General features: G+C 55.7%; 19 protein-coding genes. 12 read left to right on the forward strand and 7 right to left on the reverse strand.

What is annotated here, in order from left to right:
* The first annotated feature begins 101 nt into the window (after positions 1 to 101).
* Both mltA and tcdA read left to right on the forward strand, forming a co-directional pair.
* Positions 102 to 1196 carry a murein transglycosylase A gene (gene mltA, locus AB1287_RS03245; RefSeq protein ID WP_312629846.1) on the forward strand — a complete coding sequence of 365 codons (1095 nt, stop codon included), beginning with the start codon at positions 102 to 104 and terminating at the stop codon, positions 1194 to 1196.
* Between the two features lie 19 nt (positions 1197 to 1215).
* Positions 1216 to 2022 (forward strand): tRNA cyclic N6-threonylcarbamoyladenosine(37) synthase TcdA, encoded by an 807-nt coding sequence (gene tcdA / locus AB1287_RS03250; protein ID WP_312629844.1) that lies wholly within the window; start codon positions 1216 to 1218, stop codon positions 2020 to 2022.
* On the opposite strand, the gene csdE is transcribed toward tcdA, so the two are convergent.
* Together csdE and csdA are read right to left on the reverse strand one after the other, a co-directional pair.
* A complete protein-coding gene (csdE, locus tag AB1287_RS03255; RefSeq protein WP_312629843.1) occupies positions 2019 to 2462 on the reverse strand; it encodes a cysteine desulfurase sulfur acceptor subunit CsdE in 444 nt (147 codons plus the stop codon). The two genes, tcdA and csdE, sit on opposite strands and share 4 nt — an antisense overlap.
* Positions 2463 to 3668, reverse strand: coding sequence for a cysteine desulfurase CsdA (gene csdA / locus AB1287_RS03260; RefSeq protein ID WP_435616923.1), 1206 nt, complete (start codon positions 3666 to 3668; stop codon positions 2463 to 2465).
* Between the two features lie 191 nt (positions 3669 to 3859).
* Here csdA and AB1287_RS03265 point away from each other — a divergent pair, with 191 nt between their 5' ends.
* From AB1287_RS03265 to rlmM, 4 genes are all read left to right on the forward strand, one after another.
* Positions 3860 to 4087, forward strand: coding sequence for a YgdI/YgdR family lipoprotein (locus AB1287_RS03265; RefSeq protein WP_312629840.1), 228 nt, complete (start codon positions 3860 to 3862; stop codon positions 4085 to 4087).
* Positions 4088 to 4440: 353 nt separating this feature from the next.
* Positions 4441 to 5358: a glycine cleavage system transcriptional regulator GcvA gene (gcvA, locus tag AB1287_RS03270; protein ID WP_312629838.1), complete on the forward strand. Its 918-nt coding sequence runs from the start codon at positions 4441 to 4443 to the stop codon at positions 5356 to 5358.
* A gap of 19 nt (positions 5359 to 5377) precedes the next feature.
* Complete coding sequence (locus AB1287_RS03275; protein WP_312629836.1) at positions 5378 to 5773, forward strand: DUF423 domain-containing protein; 396 nt, start codon at positions 5378 to 5380, stop codon at positions 5771 to 5773.
* Entirely contained in the window at positions 5766 to 6866 is a 1101-nt protein-coding gene (gene rlmM, locus AB1287_RS03280) for a 23S rRNA (cytidine(2498)-2'-O)-methyltransferase RlmM (protein ID WP_312629834.1), read from the forward strand. The genes AB1287_RS03275 and rlmM overlap by 8 nt, the downstream gene beginning before the upstream one ends.
* Positions 6867 to 7030: 164 nt before the next feature.
* On the opposite strand, the gene xni is transcribed toward rlmM, so the two are convergent.
* The 5 genes from xni to queF form a co-directional block, all read right to left on the reverse strand.
* Positions 7031 to 7786: a flap endonuclease Xni gene (gene xni, locus AB1287_RS03285; RefSeq protein WP_312629832.1), complete on the reverse strand. Its 756-nt coding sequence runs from the start codon at positions 7784 to 7786 to the stop codon at positions 7031 to 7033.
* A gap of 111 nt (positions 7787 to 7897) precedes the next feature.
* On the reverse strand, positions 7898 to 9265 hold the full coding sequence (locus tag AB1287_RS03290) for an L-serine ammonia-lyase (protein ID WP_435616924.1): 1368 nt from the start codon (positions 9263 to 9265) through the stop codon (positions 7898 to 7900).
* A gap of 51 nt (positions 9266 to 9316) precedes the next feature.
* A complete protein-coding gene (locus AB1287_RS03295; protein WP_312629829.1) occupies positions 9317 to 10606 on the reverse strand; it encodes an HAAAP family serine/threonine permease in 1290 nt (429 codons plus the stop codon).
* 460 nt (positions 10607 to 11066) lie between these two features.
* Entirely contained in the window at positions 11067 to 12431 is a 1365-nt protein-coding gene (gene ppnN / locus AB1287_RS03300) for a nucleotide 5'-monophosphate nucleosidase PpnN (protein WP_312629827.1), read from the reverse strand.
* Positions 12432 to 12711: 280 nt separating this feature from the next.
* Complete coding sequence (gene queF, locus AB1287_RS03305) at positions 12712 to 13557, reverse strand: NADPH-dependent 7-cyano-7-deazaguanine reductase QueF (protein ID WP_312629826.1); 846 nt, start codon at positions 13555 to 13557, stop codon at positions 12712 to 12714.
* 69 nt (positions 13558 to 13626) lie between these two features.
* Here queF and syd point away from each other — a divergent pair, with 69 nt between their 5' ends.
* The 6 genes from syd to AB1287_RS03335 all read left to right on the forward strand — a co-directional run bounded on the left by syd (position 13627) and on the right by AB1287_RS03335 (position 19369).
* Positions 13627 to 14172, forward strand: a complete 546-nt coding sequence (gene syd / locus AB1287_RS03310) for a SecY-interacting protein (protein ID WP_435616925.1) — start codon at positions 13627 to 13629, stop codon at positions 14170 to 14172.
* Between the two features lie 645 nt (positions 14173 to 14817).
* Positions 14818 to 15147, forward strand: a complete 330-nt coding sequence (locus AB1287_RS03315) for a YqcC family protein (protein WP_435616926.1) — start codon at positions 14818 to 14820, stop codon at positions 15145 to 15147.
* On the forward strand, positions 15147 to 15929 hold the full coding sequence (gene truC, locus AB1287_RS03320) for a tRNA pseudouridine(65) synthase TruC (RefSeq protein WP_435616927.1): 783 nt from the start codon (positions 15147 to 15149) through the stop codon (positions 15927 to 15929). The genes AB1287_RS03315 and truC overlap by 1 nt, the downstream gene beginning before the upstream one ends.
* A 16-nt stretch (positions 15930 to 15945) precedes the next feature.
* Complete coding sequence (locus tag AB1287_RS03325; protein WP_312629819.1) at positions 15946 to 16389, forward strand: flavodoxin; 444 nt, start codon at positions 15946 to 15948, stop codon at positions 16387 to 16389.
* 281 nt (positions 16390 to 16670) lie between these two features.
* Complete coding sequence (locus AB1287_RS03330) at positions 16671 to 18029, forward strand: MFS transporter (protein ID WP_435616928.1); 1359 nt, start codon at positions 16671 to 16673, stop codon at positions 18027 to 18029.
* A complete protein-coding gene (locus tag AB1287_RS03335) occupies positions 18026 to 19369 on the forward strand; it encodes an enolase C-terminal domain-like protein (RefSeq protein WP_435616929.1) in 1344 nt (447 codons plus the stop codon). Before AB1287_RS03330 ends, AB1287_RS03335 begins: the two co-directional genes overlap by 4 nt.
* The last annotated feature ends 12 nt before the right edge of the window (positions 19370 to 19381 follow it).

The following is a 19381-nucleotide window of genomic DNA, read 5'->3' on the forward strand; positions in this document are numbered from 1 at the left end:
TTTGCGCAAAATAGGGCCTGTGGCACGTTATCACATTTCAATACCCCTGGCGGTTTGTTATCTTCATCCCGCATTCGGCATAAGAAAGAAGACGAGATACCATGAAAGGACGTTGGGCTAAAATTCTGGCAACAGGCGCGCTGATGACGCTGCTCGCCGCCTGTTCCTCCAAACCGACCGATCGCGGTCAACAATATAATGACGGAAAGTTCAGCCAGCCTTTTTCTCTGGTGAACCAGCCGGACGCCGTGGGCGCGCCGATTAACGCCGGTGACTTCGCTCAGCAGGTGAATGAAATTCGCAATGCCTCCCCGCGACTGTATGGCAATCAGAGCAACGTCTTTGCCGCCGTTCAGCAGTGGCTGCAGTCCGGAGGAGATACCCGCACCTTAAAGCAGTACGGGCTTGATGCGTGGCAGATGCAGGGGGCAGATAACTACGGCAACGTGCAATTCACGGGCTATTACACGCCGGTGATTGAAGCACGTCATACACGTCAGGGTGCATTTCAGTACCCAATCTACCGTATGCCACCTAAGCGCGGCCGTCTGCCTTCCCGTGCGGAGATTTATGCCGGGGCGCTGAGCGACAACTACATTCTGGCTTACAGCAACTCTCTGATGGATAACTTCATCATGGACGTGCAGGGCAGCGGCTATATCGATTTTGGCGACGGCACGCCGCTGAACTTCTTCAGCTACGCCGGGAAAAATGGCTGGCCGTACCGCAGCATCGGCAAGGTGCTGGTCGATCGCGGGGAATATAAGAAAGAAGATATGTCGATGCAGGTCATTCGCCACTGGGGTGAAACCCATAGCGAAGCAGAGGTACGTGCCTTGCTTGAGGAGAACCAGTCGTTCGTTTTCTTTAAGCCACAATCTTTCGCGCCGGTGAAAGGGGCGAGCGCGGTGCCGCTGATTGGTCGCGCGTCGGTTGCCTCTGACAAGAGCATTATCCCACCGGGTACCACGCTGCTGGCAGAAGTCCCGCAGCTGGACAACAACGGTAAATTCAACGGTCAGTATGAGCTGCGTTTGATGGTTGCGCTGGACGTTGGCGGGGCGATCAAAGGCCAGCACTTCGATATTTATCAGGGCATTGGCCCTGACGCGGGTCATCGCGCCGGATGGTACAACCATTACGGGCGCGTGTGGGTGTTACGCAATACCGGCAACGGTTACGTATTTAGCGGTTAATAAAGTCGTTTGAGGTTTTATGTCAGTTGTTCTTAGCGATGCCTGGCGTCAGCGTTTTGGCGGCACGGCCCGTTTATACGGTGAAAAAGCTTTGCAGGTGTTTGCCGATGCGCACGTGTGCGTGGTCGGGATCGGTGGCGTCGGTTCCTGGGCGGCGGAAGCGCTGGCCCGCACCGGCATTGGCGCCATCACGTTGATTGATATGGACGATGTCTGCGTCACCAACACCAACCGGCAAATTCATGCGCTCGGGGGTAACGTCGGGCTTGCCAAAGCTGAGGTGATGGCGGAGCGCATTCGTCAGATCAACCCGGAATGCCGCGTCACGGTAGTGGATGATTTCGTCACCCCGGCCAACGTCGCGGAATATATGGGGGCCGGCTTCAGCTACGTGATTGACGCCATCGACAGCGTGCGCCCGAAAGCAGCGCTGATCTCCTTCTGCCGTCGCTACAAGGTGCCATTGGTCACTACGGGCGGTGCGGGTGGTCAGATCGATCCGACACAAATCCAGGTCGCGGATCTGGCGAAAACGATCCAGGATCCGCTGGCGGCAAAGCTGCGCGAACGGCTGAAAAGCGATTTCGGCGTGGTGAAGAACGGCAAAGGTAAGCTCGGCGTGGACTGCGTGTTTTCGACTGAAGCGCTGGTGTATCCGCAATCGGATGGCTCAGTGTGTGCGATGAAAAGCACCGCCGAAGGGCCGAAGCGCATGGATTGTGCTTCCGGTTTTGGCGCGGCAACAATGGTAACCGCGACCTTTGGTTTTATCGCTGTGTCTCATGCGCTGAAGAAGATGCTGGCGAAAGCCGAACGTCAGGCTTAAACCTCGCGAGCGGCGCTTAACACGGCATCCCGCAGCGCGTTCAGCCCCTGGCTACGGGACGCGCTGAGCTGGGCACGCAGACCAAGCTCATCAAAGAAATCAAGCGGATCGCTGGCTTTCAGCTGATCCGCCGTTTTCCCTTCAATGGTCGTCAGCAGCACGGCCAGTAAACCACGAACGATCCTGCCTTCACTGTCGCCGTAAAAGTGCAATTTGCCCTGCGGCAAACGGGTAAAACCAAGCCAGACGCGGTTTTCACACCCGGCAATTTCCTGAGCCTGAGCTTTAAAATCCTCCGCAAGCGCGGGAAGCTGTTTCCCCAGCAGGATCAGCTGACGGTATTTGTCTTCCCACTGCGTCAGCGGGCCAAAAAGCTCGCGTAGCGATGCTTCAGAGACGGTTGTGCCGAACGGGTGTCCGGCGAGTGCTGGGCTTGTCATTTAATCCACCAGTAATTCGAGGGCCCGATCCACGGCGTGCACCAGAGCGTGGACATCTTCCTGAGTATTATAAGGGGCGAAAGAGGCGCGCAAAGTTCCGCTGACGCCAAGTGCCGCCAGCAGCGGCTGGGCGCAGTGCTGTCCGGCCCGCAGCGCGATGCCATATTCAGCCAACAGCGTGACCATATCGCTGTGGTGTACCCCGGCGAAATCAAAGGCCAGCAGACTCGAGTCCTGACAGCGGAACGAGCGAAAACCCGGGCGACGAGACAGCTCATCTTCCGCAAGCGTGGCCAGGCCTCGGCTCCAGGTTTCTGACTGCACCACATCCACGTTATTCAGCCATTCCAGCGCCGCGCTGAGGCCAATCACGCCCGCAACGTTCGGCGTGCCGGCTTCCAGACGATACGGCACCGGCTGGGTTTTAAAGCCGTCGAAGGTCACTTCGGTAATCATCTTGCCTCCGCCAAGCCACGGTGACATGCCCTCGAGCAATTCCGCTTTGCCATAAAGCACGCCGATGCCCGTCGGGCCATACAACTTGTGGGCGGAGAAGGCATAGAAGTCGATATCCAGCGCCTGCACGTCCGCCGGGAAATGCACTACACCTTGTGCTCCGTCGACCATCACGACCATATCGGCAGCGTGCGCCAACCGGATGGCGCGAGCCAGATCCGGACAGCCGCCGGTCACGTTGGACATTTGCCCCAGCGCCAGGATGCGGCTTCGGGGGGTGATTAGTGAGGAAAGTTGCTCAACGTCCGGAATACGATCTGCCCGCAGCGGGAGCTGAACGATCTTCGCGCCGGTTTGCTCTGCAACCATCAGCCACGGCACGAGGTTAGCGTGGTGTTCCGCTACGCTGACGATGATTTCGTCTCCGGCCTGCAAGCGTGGTCGGGCATAGCTTTGGGCCACCATATTGATGGCTTCCGTAGTTCCGCGGGTCCAGACGATGTTTTTACCGTCCGGCGCATTGATAAGCGCGGCGACCTGTTCGCGAGCGGCTTCATACCGGGCGGTGAGCTTTTGCGCCTCCACAAACTGGCTACGGTGCACGTTACCTGCGCTCAGGCTGTAAAACTGTGTGGTCGCATCGATAACAGCCTGCGGCTTCAGCGCAGTGGCGGCGCTATCAAGATAGACTCCGGCATCGCTGAGGGCCGGAAACTGGGCGCGAAAATGCGCCGGGTTGAATGTGTGCATGATTTTCCTCATTCCAGTGTGGCGATCGTCGCGCAAAACGGGCAGCAGGGCAAGACGCGGCTTGTCCCTCGGAATTGTCCAGGAATAGTGGCAGCTTTGTGGCAGTGCGTTATGCTGAAATAAGTCAGGAGACTATTTTTGCTTGTTAATTGTAGCTCGATATCCAGCATTAATTGCTAAAGGAGAAGAATATGAAAAAGACTGCCGCACTGATTTCTGCCTGTATGATGACTTTTGCTCTGAGCGCTTGTTCTGGCCCTAACTACGTGATGCACACCAATGACGGGCGAACAATTATCGCCGACGGGAAACCGCAGACCGATAATGATACCGGCATGATTTCGTACAAAGATGCCAACGGTAACAAGCAGCAAATCAACCGTACTGACGTGAAAGAAATGGTCGAAATGGATCAGTAACGATTGAATTGAAAGCAAAAAAAAGCACCGCAATTTGGCGGTGCTACATTAATCACTATGGACAGACAGGGTAAATGTACAGGAAGTGAAAAGGGGGTAGTCTCGCTACCGAGGTCTGAATTCCAGACCAATTGCAAACACAACAACACAACATCACAACCGTAAGCCAAAAGCCCATCAGAACACGCATTCCGAAAAAAGCTCTTCGTTCCGGCTCAGGAAGTGCCGCCACTATAGGTATTTGCTGGTAGAACCTCAACGGACAAATTATAATGGCTCAGATAAAAAAAACTAATAGGTTACGTGATGTAATCTAATTGTTAAATTCAGTTAACATCTAAGCCAAAACAACCATGTCGAAGCGTTTACCTCCTCTGAATGCATTACGTGTATTTGATGCCGCCGCCCGTCATCTCAGCTTCACTCGCGCCGCAGACGAGCTCTTCGTTACCCAGGCCGCGGTGAGCCATCAGATCAAGTCACTCGAGGATTTCCTGGGCTTAAAGCTCTTTCGACGCCGCAATCGTTCCCTGCTGCTGACGGAAGAAGGTCAGAGCTATTTTCTCGATATCAAAGAGATCTTTTCGCAATTAACCGAAGCAACGCGTAAACTTCAGGCCCGCAGCGCCAAAGGGGCGTTGACGGTCAGCATGCTGCCGAGTTTTGCCATTCAGTGGCTGGTGCCGCGCCTTGCAAGCTTTAACTCAGCTTATCCGGGAATTGACGTCAGAATCCAGGCAGTAGATCGCCAGGAGGATAAGCTTGCGGACGACGTCGACGTGGCGATTTTCTATGGTCGCGGTAACTGGCCGGGGCTGCGCGTCGAAAAGCTTTATGCGGAATATCTGTTGCCCATTTGCTCGCCGTTGCTGCTCACTGGCGAGAAGGCATTGAAAACGCCCGCAGATCTGGCGCAACATACGCTGTTACACGATGCTTCCCGCCGCGACTGGCAAACCTATATTCGCCAGTTGGGCTTAAACCATATCAACGTTCAACAGGGACCGATTTTCAGCCACAGCGCGATGGTGCTGCAGGCGGCTATCCATGGACAAGGGATCGCACTGGCCAATAACGTGATGGCGCAGTCCGAAATTGAGGCAGGCCGGTTGGTTTGCCCGTTTAATGATGTTCTGGTCAGCAAGAACGCGTTTTACCTCGTTTGCCATGACAGCCAGGCGGAACTGGGTAAAATAGCTGCTTTCCGGCAGTGGATCCTGGCGAAAGCGGCAAGCGAGCAAGAAAAATTTCGTTTCCGTTACGAACAATAAATGACTTCAGGAAAATGACATGACCAGTCGCTTCATGCTGATTTTTGCCGCTATCAGTGGCTTTGTGTTTGTTGCCTTGGGTGCGTTCGGCGCACATGTATTAAGCAAATCGCTCGGCGTGGTGGAGATGGGCTGGATCCAGACCGGCCTTGAATATCAGGCGTTCCACACCCTGGCGATTTTCGGTCTGGCGGTGGCGATGCAGCGCCGCATCAGCATCTGGTTCTACTGGAGCAGCGTATTTATGGCGCTGGGAACCGTATTATTCAGCGGCAGCCTCTACTGTCTGGCGCTGTCGCATTTACGCCTTTGGGCATTTGTCACCCCGGTCGGCGGCGTGAGCTTCCTCGCCGGTTGGGTGCTGATGCTGATTGGCGCTATTCGTTTAAAGCGTAAAGGTATCGCGCATGAATAAGGTTGTCCTCTACAGCCGTCAGGGTTTTGAGAAAGAGTGCGCAGCAGAGATTTCTGACAAGGCGTCCCGCCTTGGCGTATATGGTTTTGCCCGGGTGAAAGATAACTCGGGCTATGTGATTTTTGAGTGTTATCAGGAAGGTGAGGCGGAAAAGCTGATCAAAGAGCTGCCGTTCAGCTCGCTGATTTTTGCCCGCCAGATGTTTGTGGCCTGCGAGTTATTAACCGATCTTCCGCCAGAAGATCGCATCACGCCGGTTGTCGGCATGCTCACGGGCGTGGTGGAAAAGGGCGGTGACTTACGCGTTGAAGTGGCAGACACCAACGAAAGTAAAGAGCTGATGAAGTTTTGCCGCAAGTTCACCGTGCCGCTCCGTGCGGCGCTGCGTGAAGCGAAAGTGCTGGCCGCGTATGAAACGCCGAAGCGCCCGGTGGTGCACGTGTTCTTTATCGCGCCGGGCTGCTGTTATGTAGGTTATTCGCTCACGACCAACAACTCGCCTTTCTATATGGGCATTCCGCGCCTGAAGTTTCCATCCGATGCGCCAAGCCGCTCCACGCTCAAGCTGGAAGAAGCTTTCCACGTATTTATTCCCGCCGACGAGTGGGATGAGCGCCTGGCAAATGGAATGTATGCGGTGGATCTGGGCGCCTGTCCTGGCGGCTGGACCTATCAGCTGGTGAAGCGCAATATGTGGGTGTCGTCAGTGGATAACGGCCCGATGGCGCAAAGCCTGATGGATACCGGGCAGGTGACCTGGCTGCGCGAAGACGGTTTCCGCTATCGACCAAACCGCAGCAACATCTCCTGGATGGTGTGCGATATGGTTGAGAAACCGGCGAAGGTTGCCGCGCTGATGGCGCAGTGGCTGGTCAACGGCTGGTGCCGCGAAACCATCTTTAACCTCAAGCTGCCGATGAAAAAACGCTATGAGGAAGTGTCGCAGAACCTGGCTTACATTCAGGCACAGCTGGATGAGCACGGCATTGCGGCGCAGATTCAGGCTCGCCAGCTTTATCACGATCGTGAGGAAGTGACCGTTCACGTGCGGCGCATGTGGGCTGCGGTCGGTGGTCGTCGCGACGAGCGGTAATTTTTACCCTCACCCTAACCCTCTCCCTGAAAGGGAGAGGGAACCGATCGAGCCGTTCTGGATTTTGATTTTCTTCCCCGCATTTCCGCATGAAGAAGGGACAACCGAATACGTTTTGGTTTTCTCTCTCGCCCCTCTGGGAAGAGGGCCGGGGTGAGGGGTAATTACTTCACCAGTCTTAGCTGCTGCAGATTCCCGTCCAGCTGTAAATCCGTCTGTAATGTCGCCACTTCCCGGCAGATAAACGCCATCTCCTGATGCTCGGCGAGCTTTTTGCGCCACTTCTCTGGCACGTCGTCCAGATGCTGATAAATCGCTTCGAGGTTGGGAAACTGCGCCAGCAGCTCGGTGGCGCTCTTGGGGCCGATGCCTGCCACGCCCGGTACTTTCGAACTGCTTATTCCGGCCAGTCCCCAATAATCCGGCAGCTGCTGCGGCGTGACGCCAAACTCCTGGGCGATGAAGGGCGCGTCCAGCCAGCGCTTCTGGAAATAGTCGCGGATGCGAATGGTGGGGGAGAGCAGCTGGCAATAGCCTTTATCCGTGGAAACAATGGTCGCCTGATGCCCGGCTTCTGCCACTTTTACCGCGAGCGTGGCCGCGAGATCGTCGGCTTCATTTCCGGCTGAACCCCAGCAGCATACGCCATTCTGTTCAAAGACATGACGGATGTTATCCATTTCGGCATGCAGATCGTCCGGCATCGGTGAGCGCCCGGCCTTATAGTCCGGCAGGCGCTGATGTCGCCAGCCCTGGTTGCGGGCTTCGTCGTCGAACACGGCCACGGCGTGCGTCGGCTGGCTGTGAATAATCAGCTGTTGCAGCGCATGCAGGCAGGTGTCGGCACAGGGCGAGCCCTGAACGGCATGAATGCGACGAATCAGATTCAGCGCATCGACAATAAGCAGATGTACGGCCATGAGTTCCCTCCCGAATAGCAAGGCGCTTAGGGTAACATCGGGAAGAAGGTGAGGCGAATGGATGAGTGAAATCAGGAAGACGCCTCGCAAAACGAGGCGTCTGTTGCAGGGTCAGTCGCAGGTAACGATTTTCATCGCCAGGCCGCCGCGAGAGGTTTCGCGGTATTTGGCGTTCATGTCTTTCCCGGTTTCGTACATGGTTTCGATGACTTTATCGAGGCAAACGCGCGGCTCGCTGGTCCGGCGCAGCGCCATACGTGCAGCGTTGACGGCCTTGACGGACGCAATCGCGTTACGCTCGATGCACGGCACCTGAACCTGGCCTGCAACCGGGTCGCAGGTTAAGCCGAGGTTATGTTCCATGCCGATTTCTGCGGCGATGCAAACCTGCATCGGGCTGCCGCCCAGCAGTTCTGCCAGACCCGCCGCCGCCATGGAACAGGCCACGCCGACTTCGCCCTGACAGCCCACTTCCGCACCAGAAATGGAGGCGTTCATCTTGTAGAGCGAGCCAATGGCGCTGGCGGCCAGCATGTAGCGGGCAAGCGAGTTGGCGTTCACTTCGCGGATGAACTTGTCATAGTACGCCAGCACAGCAGGCACAATCCCGCAGGCGCCGTTGGTTGGAGCCGTCACTACGCGGCCACCGGCGGCGTTCTCTTCATTCACCGCCAGCGCAAACATGTTGATCCAGTCCACGACTGCCATCGGATCGCTGGTGGTTTTGTCCTGGCTGACCAGCATACGGCGCAGCGCAGCCGCACGACGCGGTACGCGCAGTTTGCCCGGCAGCACGCCTTCGGTGGTGATCCCGCGCTCAATGCCGGATTTCATCACATCCCACACGGCAGCAAAGTGCTGCTCCAGCTCTGCTTTGCTGTGCAGCGCCAGCTCGTTCTGCATCATCAGTCCGGAGAGCGAGAGGCCGCTTTCCTGGCAGTGGCGCTGTAGATCGGCCGCATTTTTATACGGATACGGCACTTCCAGAGGGGCGCTGTTGCTCAGGCCAAAATGCGCTTCATCGACGATAAACCCACCGCCAATGGAGTAATACGTCTGGCTGTAAACGGCTTTGTCGCCGCTCAGGGCCGTGATACGCATCCCATTTTCGTGCAGGGAAAGGTTATCGGCATGGAAGTTCATGCAGTGGTCTACCGGGAACTCAACTTCATGTTCACCGTTCGCCAGCAGCAGGCGACCGTGCGTGTTCACGTCCTGGATGAAAGCCGGGATGGCGTCGATATCGACGGTGTCCGGCAGGTTGCCTGCCAGGCCCATGATAATGGCGATATCGGTATGGTGGCCCTTGCCGGTCAGGGAAAGCGAGCCGTAAATATCCACCACCACGCGGGTAACGTCCGTGAGAATATTGCGTGCAATCAGGTCATCCGTGAATTGCTTGCCCGCTTTCATTGGCCCGACGGTGTGCGAGCTGGAAGGACCAATGCCGATTTTGAAAATATCGAATACGCTGATCATGATGCGTCCATTGCTGTAAAGAAAAACGCCGCCCGGAGGCGGCGCCAGGGATTAACCGAAGAGGGAGTAGAAAATCGCGGAGATGGCGATGAGGCCCATGATGACCACGAACACGTTGCTGATGTGGCCGCTGTACTTACGCATTGCAGGTACTTTCTGGATGGCGTACATCGGCATCAGGAACAGGATCATCGCGATAATCGGACCACCCAGGGTCTCAATCATGCCGAGGATGCTTGGGTTCAGGGTTGCCACAATCCAGGTGGTCACCAGCATGAACACCGCAGTCATCTTGTTCAGGCGGCTCACTTCAATGGTTTTACCGCGGCTACGCAGGGACTTGATCACCATGCCGTTAAAGCCTTCACGTGCGCCAAGGTAGTGGCCGAGGAAGGATTTAGTGATGGCGATAATCGCAATAATCGGTGCCATCCAGGCAATCAGCGGTGCGTTAAAGTGGTTTGCCAGGTAAGACAGGATAGAGATGTTCTGCTCTTTCGCGGACGCCAGGTCTGCCGGGGAGAGGCTCAGCACGCAGCTGAACACGAAGAACATCACGGTCAGCACCATCATGATGTGAGCGAAGGCCAGAATTTTGGAGCACTTCTTCTCTGCATCCACGCCGTACTCTTCACGTTTTGCCACGGCAAAGGAGGAGATGATCGGGGAGTGGTTAAAGGAGAACACCATGACCGGAATTGCCAGCCACAGGGTCATCCACAGGCCGTTACCGGTAGAAGATGCGCTGCTCAGCGACAGCGTTTCCAGCGCGGCACCGTTCCACTGTGGGATCAGGTAGCAGGCCAGCAGCATCAGGGCAACTACAAATGGGAACACCAGAATGCTCATCGCTTTGACGATCATCTGCTCGCCGAAGCGCACGATGGTCATCATGCCGACAATCAGGATCAGGGACAGGATCGCACGCGGCGGCGGCGTCATGCTCAACTGGTGAGTCATAAAGCTTTCGACGGTGTTGGTGATTGCTACGCTGTACACCAGCAGAATGGGGTAAATTGCGAAGAAGTAGAGCAGGGTAATCAGCTTACCTGCGCCAATACCGAAGTGTTCTTCAACTACTTCAGTGATGTCTTCGCCCGGGTTTTTACCGGACAGCACGAAGCGGGTCAGGCCGCGGTGTGCGAAATAGGTCATCGGGAAAGCAAGGATTGCCATGATGATAAGCGGGATCATCCCGCCGACGCCGGCATTGATCGGCAGGAACAGTACGCCCGCACCGATCGCCGTGCCGTAAAGGCCCAGCATCCACATTGTGTCCGTTTTACGCCATCCGCTACGACTTTCAGCCGAGGCAATGGTGCTGGTCTGAATGGTTTCCATCTGTATCTCCTGGAGGAAGCAAATTGTCAGTTATTTGGTCAAATCCAATGAATAAATGACTGACGGTAAAATAAATTCGTGCCAAACGGGGTTTTATTATGATTTTCACCCGTGATTGTATGGGGCCGGAAAGATACATTTAAGTTATCAATGTATCAGTGATCGCGATCTCAAATGCGATAAAACACTTCCTGAAAGAAGGTTTTTAGACCATCAGACTGCTTTTTGCGAGTTAACGGCCGTTTATTGGCGCGGAGACTATCATTGGCAGTATGAGCAGGGAACGTTTGCCATGATGAAAACGTATGTTTTGCTGGAAAAGGTAGCGAAAATAGCGCTTTAAATCGCTTTAATATAATTTATGTGAATATTTAACGCTTTCGACAGGGGGCGTTTTTTCTGATCGACAGGAAAAGATAAGGGCGGCTTATGCGCCGCCCTGAAGTCAGGAGAGGGTTTCTCAGGAACAGATTTCGTAGCAGGGGATATAGGCGGAGCCCGGCAGCTTCATGCGGTGCTGCGCCACAAAGCTTTGCAGCAGCTTGTCCATCCGGCGCATCATCTCACTGTCGCCATGAATTTTGTACGGGCCAAATTCTTCAATGGCCCGGATCCCCACTTCCTTCACGTTACCGGCGACAATACCTGAGAAGGCACGGCGCAGGTCAGCCGCCAGCACTTCGACCGGCTGATCGGGATAAAGCTTCAGGTTCGCCATGTTCTCATGGGTCGGTTCGAAGGGCTGCTGCAGATCCGGCGCGATACGCATCGACCAGTTGAAGCTATAGGCATCGCCCGTGTCGCGGCGATTCTCTTTCACCAGCGGCATCGCTTTCTTCATCTGACGCGCCACTTCCGCAGGATCGTCCACGATAATGCGATAGTGACGGCGAGCGGCTTCCCCAAGCGTATGCACGATAAAATCGTCCAGCACGCGGAAGTAGTCCTCGCTCTCTTTCGGCCCGGTCAGGATCAGCGGCAGGACCTGGTTTTTGTTCGCCGGGTTCATCAGGATACCAAGCAGATACAGCAGCTCCTCCGCAGTGCCTACGCCGCCCGGGAAGATGATGATCCCATGGGCGATGCGCACGAATGCTTCCAGGCGCTTTTCGATATCCGGCATGATGATAAGTTCGTTCACCAGCGGATTTGGCGGCTCGGCGGCGATGATCGACGGTTCGGTCATGCCGATAAAGCGCCCTTCTTTATAACGCTGCTGCGCGTGGCCAACGGCGGCGCCTTTCATCGGCGCTTCCATCGCGCCCGGACCGCAGCCAGTGCAGATATTCAGTTCGCGTAGGCCAAGCTGGGTGCCGACGCGACGGGCATAAAGATATTCGTTTTCATTAATGGAGTGACCGCCCCAGCAAACGACCATACTCGGTGCTTCACCCACGTGCAACGCGCGGGCGTTACGCAGAATTGAGAACACGAGGTTGGTAATGTGGGCAGAACTTTCCAGATCAAGATTCGGGAAGCGGACGGTGTTATGGATCTGACCGTAGACGAACAGAATATCGCGCAGAACGGCAAACAGGTTGGCCTGCAGCGAGCGAATGATGCGACCGTCAACGAAGGCGTCTTCCGGCGGGTTAATCAGTTCCAGCTTCACACCGCGCTCGCGGCGCAGCACGTTGATGTCGAAACTTTCAAAGCGGGACAGCAGTTCCTTGCTGTTATCGGTGAGACTGCCTGAGTTGAGTACAGCCAGTGAACAGTTGCGGAACAGCTGGTACAGGTCGCTGCTGGCATTGCTTTTTAGCATGTCGACTTCCAGCTGCGACAGCATATCCATTGAGCCAAGCGGGCTAATATGTGTAATCAAGTGAGCTCCTTACGGGACGAGTATCGTCTTCCCTGATGATTACAATAGCCTTGCCTGTTTGCTTTCCACAAGAAAAAGCGCGGCAGAGGCCGCGCTTCAGTTCATGGACAAAAGAAGGAAAAAGCGTGGTTTTTCCTTCTTTGCCGTTATCAGCCGAAAATCAAAGAATTGATTTTCCTTGTTTTTTGCCGAGTGACTGATGATAAATGTTTACCTGTCAGAGGCTTGTCATCAGTCTCAAGCGCGGCAGAGGCCGCGCTTTATTTTGCAATGATTTATGTTACTGGCGCACCAGACGCCCGGTGGCGGGGACGAAGTCGGTGTTGCTGCGCCAGGGATTGATATCCAGCCCGCCGCGGCGCGTATAGCGCGCATAAACGCTGAGGAACTCCGGCTGGCAGAAGCGCTGAATGTCGCTAAAAATGCGTTCTACACACTGCTCATGGAACTCATTGTGATGGCGGAAAGAGACCAGGTAACGCAGCAGCTTTTCCCGGTCGATTTTCGGCCCGCGGTACTGAATCTGCACTGAGCCCCAGTCCGGCTGATGGGTAATCAGGCAGTTGGATTTCAGCAGATGGCTGACCAGCGTCTCTTCAACGATTTTGCCGCTGGCGGCATCCTGGAGATGGTCGGCGCTGAACTCATAGCTGTCGATCTCAATGTCCTGATCGTCAATGCAGGTGCCGTGGAAATGGGCAATTGGCTGGCCTTCTGTTTCCTCCAGGCGGAACAGCGCGACGCTGACGTCACCTTGCGCACATTCGCGAAGATCGCGTTCGAGCGTGGCACGCACCTCTTCCCAACTGGCAAAACGAGTCTGGTTGAAGCTGTTGAGGTAGAGCTTAAAACTTTTCGATTCAACCAGATTAAGGCTGGTGTCGCTCAGCTCAACGTGGCCGACCGCCACCTGCGGCAGGCCTCTCTCGTTCAGCCAGGAGAGTTCGTACAGCGTCCAGATATCACCGCCGTGAAAGGGCAGGTTGTCGGCGTGCAGGCCAAGCGGATCGCGATTGAGGCTGCGCGGCACGGGCTGCAGCAGGCTGGCGTCGTAAACGTCCCGGTAATCAGTTGATTTGCCGAGCGTCAGGCCGGAGAGCGCCTGGTGGTTATCATAAGAAGACATGTTTCACCGTCATAAAGCAGGTAGACTAATAGGCTCAGTTTATCCTGGTTGACCTGGAGAGAGAAAGCAGTGGATCAGCAGACCGCAACAGCCTTACAGGCGTTTACCCAACGTTATTGTGATGCCTGGCAGCAACGTCATGGCACCTCACCGCGCAGTGAAGAGCTGTACGGAGTACCTTCCCCATGCGTGACGGGTACAGAAGAGGAGGCGGTATTCTGGCAGCCTCAGCCGTTTAGCCTGACGCCCACGCTGGAAGCGGTTGAAAGGGCGCTGGATATTGTGGTACAACACCCGCTTCAAACTTATTATACCAGTCAGTTTGCGGGTGACATGCCTGCGACGTTTGGCGAACGCCAGCTCACGCTGCTGCAGGTCTGGAGCCCGGATGATTTTCGCCGCGTGCAGGAAAATTTGATTGGGCATCTGGTCACCCAGAAGCGCCTTAAGCTTTCACCGACGCTGTTTATCGGCACGCTCGATAGCGAACTGGACGTCATTTCCGTCTGTAATCTGACGGGCGAAGTGCTTCTTGAAACGCTCGGTACCCGCAACCGCACCACGCTTTCCGCCTCCATGGCAAGCTTCCTGAGTCACCTTGATCCTCTTGTGTAATCCATTGGCCTGGCATCTCTGTGAGAGATCTCTTACAGGCCTTGTGAGAGATCGCCACCTTGTAAGACTGACATTGCCGCTGCGCTTTTGAAATTATCTCATTTAATCAAGCAGTTATGTTCTCTCTTTGCGGCTTTCATATGAAATTAAGCTTACCGGATGCCCTACAAGAGCCTTGTAAGACGAGGCGGAATAAGGGATTCTATACACGTCGACAGGGAGTCGCACAACGAAACGAACATCAGGATGATGACGTTTCAGCAGGACACACCAGGACGGTGCTGCAAGGACAGGCTTGAGGATGCAAGCAAAAGGATGACGCAGGACGCGTTAAAGGACACCTCCAGGATGGAGAAAGAGAGCCGGTCAGGATGGTCGGTGGATCAGGAAGATCGGGACACGCTTACGGATAAGTGAAATCGCATCGGGGTGGTGCGAGCAGGACGCGGAAGTTTACGGATGAACTGGTCAGGAGACCGCAGGAAAAGTTGTCACGGATGAGCAGGGAGCACCAAAAGTAGCTGGATTGCTGCGAAACGAACCGGGAGCACTGTGTAAAAACAGTGCTCCCTTTTTTTATTTCCCTTTCTACCGATGGTATCCTGCGCCGCAGATTTCCATTTCGACGTCTCATTCGAGGTTTTCATGAGCCATCACGACAGCGTGCGCCTGCGCCTGCACGCGATTGAATCACTGCTGCGCGAACATCAGCACTGGCAGGACTACGCGCCGGATGCCAGCGTGTTCGAAAGCACACAGCCTTTCTGTATGGATACGCTGGAGCCGCTCGAATGGCTGCAATGGGTGCTGATCCCCCGTATGCACCAGCTTATCGAGAGCCAGCAGCCACTGCCGCAAAGCTTCGCCGTGGCGCCCTATTATGAAATCGCCCTTGAGGCGGGCCACCCGTTCCGTGCGATCATCCTGCCGGAGCTTGAGCAGCTCGATGCGCTGTTTGCTGGTGTTGACGACTGATGCTGGAAATCCTCTACCAGGATGAGTGGCTGGTCGCAGTCAATAAACCTTCCGGCTGGCTGGTTCACCGTAGCTGGCTCGATCGCGATGAAAAAGTGGTGGTGATGCAGACCGTACGTGACCAGATTGGTCAGCACGTATTTACCGTGCATCGTCTGGACAGACCAACATCCGGCGTATTGCTGATGGGATTATCGAGCGAAGCAGGCCGCCGTCTTTCGCTGCAGTTTGAGCAGCATCAGATTCAGAAGCGCTATCATGCCATCGTGCGCGGCTGGCTGACGGAGGAGGCGGTGCTTGATTATCCGCTGGTGGAAGAACTGGATAAAATCGCCGACAAATTTGCTCGTGAAGACAAAGAAGCCCAGGCCGCGGTAACGCATTATCGCGGCCTGGCGACGGTAGAGATGCCGGTTGCTACCGGGCGCTATCCTACCACCCGCTACGGCCTGGTGGAGCTCGACCCGAAAACCGGGCGCAAGCATCAGCTGCGTCGCCACATGAGTCATCTGCGTCATCCGATCCTCGGCGACAGCAAGCACGGCGATCTGCGCCAGAACCGCAGCGCGGCGGAACATTTCGGCTGTAATCGCTTAATGCTGCACGCAAGCGAACTGCATTTGACGCATCCTTTCACCGGTAAGCCGCTGGTGATACGTGCAAGACTTGATGACGTCTGGATGCAGGCATTGTCACATTTCGGCTGGCGCGGCCTTCTCCCTGACGTTGAAAGGGTTGAGTTTGCGCCGGACAACGGTCAGGATGACCGCATAACTGAATGATTCAGGGAGAAAAGTAATGGCGGAAGTGGGTATTTTTGTTGGCACCATGTACGGGAATGCACTGCTGGTGGCGGAAGAAGCAGAAACCCTTCTCAAGGCACACGGCCATCAGGCGACGGTCTTTGAAGATCCGGAAGTTGACGACTGGGCATCATACCAGGGGAAATATGCCCTTGTCGTGACGTCCACCACCGGGCAGGGCGATCTGCCGGACAGCATCGTGCCGCTGTATGAAGGCATCAAGGACATGTATCAGCCTCATCTGCGCTACGGCATTATTGCGCTCGGTGACAGCACCTATTCGCACTTCTGCGGCGGCGGCAAAAAATTTGATGCGCTATTGCAGGAGCAGGGCGCGCAGCGCATCGGCGAGATGCTGATGATTGACGCCAGCGAAGATCCTGAACCGGAAAGCGTTTCCAACCCGTGGGTTGAACACTGGGCTACGCTACTCAGTTGACCGTCAGTGCCCTTCAGCCGAAGGGTACCTCTTTTCCGTCCTGAACGGATTTCGTGAACCAGCCCCCATCCTCCTGGGCATAAGCCCCAAAACACCTTTTCCCACTCCATGAATGCTGTGTGTATGCACGGTGAGCCCGTGAGTGCGCGTTTTTATACTTATCTCCGCCGGTAAATAAAACGTGGCAAACCTCCGGGCGATGCCGCCATAAAAACAGACATCATTCTGATTACCCTACAGGTTGCGTTGTTCAGAATGAGGGAAGCCTCAGGAGTACAACAATGAGTTCACTAAGTCAGGCGACGGCGGCTGCTGAAAAGCGGACTAACGCGCGCTACTGGATTGTGGTGATGCTGTTTATCGTCACCTCCTTCAACTACGGCGACCGCGCCACCCTCTCCATTGCCGGGTCTGAAATGGCCAAAGATATTGGCCTGGATCCGGTCGGTATGGGATATGTTTTCTCTGCTTTTTCATGGGCCTACGTGATAGGTCAAATCCCCGGCGGCTGGCTGCTTGATCGCTTCGGGTCCAAACGAGTCTATTTCTGGTCGATCTTTACCTGGTCGATGTTCACCCTGCTGCAGGGCTTCGTCGATATCTTCAACGGTTTCGGCATTATCGTGGCGCTGTTTACGTTGCGCTTCCTGGTGGGCCTCGCTGAAGCGCCGTCCTTCCCGGGCAACAGTCGCATCGTCGCGGCGTGGTTCCCCGCGCAGGAGAGGGGCACCGCGGTAGCCATTTTTAACTCCGCCCAGTATTTCGCAACGGTGATCTTTGCGCCAATCATGGGCTGGCTGACTCACGAGGTGGGCTGGTCGCACGTGTTCTTCTTTATGGGCGGGCTTGGGATCCTGATTAGCCTCCTGTGGCTGAAGATGATCCACGAACCCAACCGGCATCCCGGCGTGAACCAGAAAGAGCTGGATTACATTGCCGAAGGCGGGGCGCTGATCAATATGGATCAGAAAAAGACCACGCAGCATGTGCCGATGCGTGACAAATGGGGGCAGATTAAGCAACTGATCGGCTCGCGCATGATGATTGGCATCTATCTGGGCCAGTACTGTATCAACGCCCTGACTTACTTTTTCATCACCTGGTTCCCGGTGTATCTGGTGCAGGCGCGCGGCATGTCGATTCTCAAAGCGGGGTTTGTCGCCTCCATTCCGGCGGTGTGCGGCTTCGTCGGCGGCGTGCTGGGCGGGATCGTTTCTGACTGGCTGATGCGCAAAAGCGGTTCGCTGAACGTGGCGCGTAAAACGCCAATTGTGCTCGGCATGCTGCTGTCGATGACCATGGTCTTCTGTAACTATGTTAACGCGGAGTGGATGATCATCGGCTTTATGGCGATGGCCTTCTTTGGCAAAGGCATTGGTGCGCTGGGCTGGGCGGTGATGGCAGATACGGCACCGAAAGAGATAAGCGGCCTTAGCGGCGGTCTGTTCAATATGTTCGGTAACGTCTCCGGCATCGTGACGCCTATCGCCATCGGTTACATCGTGGCGACCACCGGATCGTTCAACTGGGCCCTTATCTACGTCGGTATTCATGCGCTGGTGGCGGTTCTGAGCTATCTGGCGCTGGTGGGCGACATCAAACGTATCGAACTTAAACCTGTCGCGGAGCGTACGGCATGAATACTCAGGCAAGCCCAATTATCACTGACATGAAGGTTATCCCCGTTGCGGCGCAGGACAGCATGCTGATGAATATCGGCGGCGCGCACCATGCTTACTTTACGCGCAATATCGTGGTGCTCACCGATAACGCCGGGCATACCGGCGTCGGGGAGGCGCCCGGCGGGGAAGTTATTTACCAGACGCTGGTGGAGGCCATTCCGCAGGTTGTCGGCCAGGAAATTGCGCGCATGAACCGGGTCGTGCAGCAGGTTCATAAAGGCAATCAGGCCGCGGATTTCGATACCTTCGGCAAAGGTGCCTGGACGTTCGAACTGAAGGTCAACGCCGTGGCGGCGCTGGAGGCCGCATTGCTGGATTTGCTCGGTCAGGCGCTGAACGTCCCCGTTTGCGAGCTGTTAGGACCGGGCAAACAGCGCGATGCGGTGACGGTGCTGGGATATCTGTTTTACATCGGCGATCGCAACAAAACGGATTTGCCGTATACCGAAGGGCGGCGTGACGGCCACGACTGGTATCACCTGCGCCATCAGGAAGCGCTCTCGTCTTCTGCCGTAGTGCGACTGGCCGAGGCGGCACAGGACAGGTATGGCTTCAAAGATTTCAAGCTTAAGGGCGGCGTGCTGCCGGGCGAGCAGGAAATTGAGACGGCGAAAGCGCTCAAAAAGCGTTTTCCTGATGCGCGTATCACAGTCGATCCGAACGGCGCATGGCTGCTTGATGAAGCCATTTCATTGTGCAAAGGCATGCAGGATGTTCTGACCTACGCTGAAGATCCCTGTGGCGCGGAGCAGGGTTTTTCCGGGCGTGAAGTGATGGCGGAATTTCGCCGGGCGACGGGCCTGCCGGTGGCAACGAACATGATCGCCACTAACTGGCGTGAAATGGGGCACGCGGTGATGCTTAATGCCGTTGATATCCCGCTGGCAGACCCGCATTTCTGGACGCTTTCAGGCGCGGTACGCGTGGCACTGCTTTGCGACGACTGGGGGCTGACCTGGGGCTGCCATTCGAATAATCACTTCGACATCTCGCTTGCCATGTTTACCCACGTCGGTGCGGCAGCGCCTGGCAAGCCGACCGCCATTGATACACACTGGATCTGGCAGGAAGGCGATGCCAGGCTGACCAAAAATCCACTGCAAATTGAGAACGGCAAAATCGCCGTGCCGGAGGCGCCAGGGCTCGGGGTTGAGCTTGACTGGTCACAGGTTGAAAAGGCGCACGATGCATACAAACGCCTGCCCGGAGGGGCGCGCAATGACGCGCTGCCGATGCAGTATTTGATCCCAGGCTGGACATTCGATCGCAAACGTCCCGTTTTCGGTCGCTCAAACTAAAAGGATTGCATG

The sequence above is a fragment of the Scandinavium sp. UTDF21-P1B genome (genome assembly GCF_040750395.1).
GTDB lineage: Bacteria > Pseudomonadota > Gammaproteobacteria > Enterobacterales > Enterobacteriaceae > Scandinavium.

Bases quoted from the DNA above. Each gene is read 5' to 3' on its own strand.
- AB1287_RS03330 (WP_435616928.1), top strand. From the start codon at position 16,671: ATGAGTTCACTAAGTCAGGCGACGGCGGCTGCTGAAAAGCGGACTAAC.
- csdE (WP_312629843.1), bottom strand. From the start codon at position 2,462: ATGACAAGCCCAGCACTCGCCGGACACCCGTTCGGCACAACCGTCTCT.
- rlmM (WP_312629834.1), top strand. From the start codon at position 5,766: ATGAATAAGGTTGTCCTCTACAGCCGTCAGGGTTTTGAGAAAGAGTGC.
- AB1287_RS03275 (WP_312629836.1), top strand. From the start codon at position 5,378: ATGACCAGTCGCTTCATGCTGATTTTTGCCGCTATCAGTGGCTTTGTG.
- AB1287_RS03325 (WP_312629819.1), top strand. From the start codon at position 15,946: ATGGCGGAAGTGGGTATTTTTGTTGGCACCATGTACGGGAATGCACTG.
- AB1287_RS03265 (WP_312629840.1), top strand. From the start codon at position 3,860: ATGAAAAAGACTGCCGCACTGATTTCTGCCTGTATGATGACTTTTGCT.
- AB1287_RS03295 (WP_312629829.1), bottom strand. From the start codon at position 10,606: ATGGAAACCATTCAGACCAGCACCATTGCCTCGGCTGAAAGTCGTAGC.
- xni (WP_312629832.1), bottom strand. From the start codon at position 7,786: ATGGCCGTACATCTGCTTATTGTCGATGCGCTGAATCTGATTCGTCGC.
- tcdA (WP_312629844.1), top strand. From the start codon at position 1,216: ATGTCAGTTGTTCTTAGCGATGCCTGGCGTCAGCGTTTTGGCGGCACG.
- mltA (WP_312629846.1), top strand. From the start codon at position 102: ATGAAAGGACGTTGGGCTAAAATTCTGGCAACAGGCGCGCTGATGACG.
- gcvA (WP_312629838.1), top strand. From the start codon at position 4,441: ATGTCGAAGCGTTTACCTCCTCTGAATGCATTACGTGTATTTGATGCC.
- AB1287_RS03335 (WP_435616929.1), top strand. From the start codon at position 18,026: ATGAATACTCAGGCAAGCCCAATTATCACTGACATGAAGGTTATCCCC.
- AB1287_RS03290 (WP_435616924.1), bottom strand. From the start codon at position 9,265: ATGATCAGCGTATTCGATATTTTCAAAATCGGCATTGGTCCTTCCAGC.
- csdA (WP_435616923.1), bottom strand. From the start codon at position 3,668: ATGCACACATTCAACCCGGCGCATTTTCGCGCCCAGTTTCCGGCCCTC.
- AB1287_RS03315 (WP_435616926.1), top strand. From the start codon at position 14,818: ATGAGCCATCACGACAGCGTGCGCCTGCGCCTGCACGCGATTGAATCA.
- truC (WP_435616927.1), top strand. From the start codon at position 15,147: ATGCTGGAAATCCTCTACCAGGATGAGTGGCTGGTCGCAGTCAATAAA.
- queF (WP_312629826.1), bottom strand. From the start codon at position 13,557: ATGTCTTCTTATGATAACCACCAGGCGCTCTCCGGCCTGACGCTCGGC.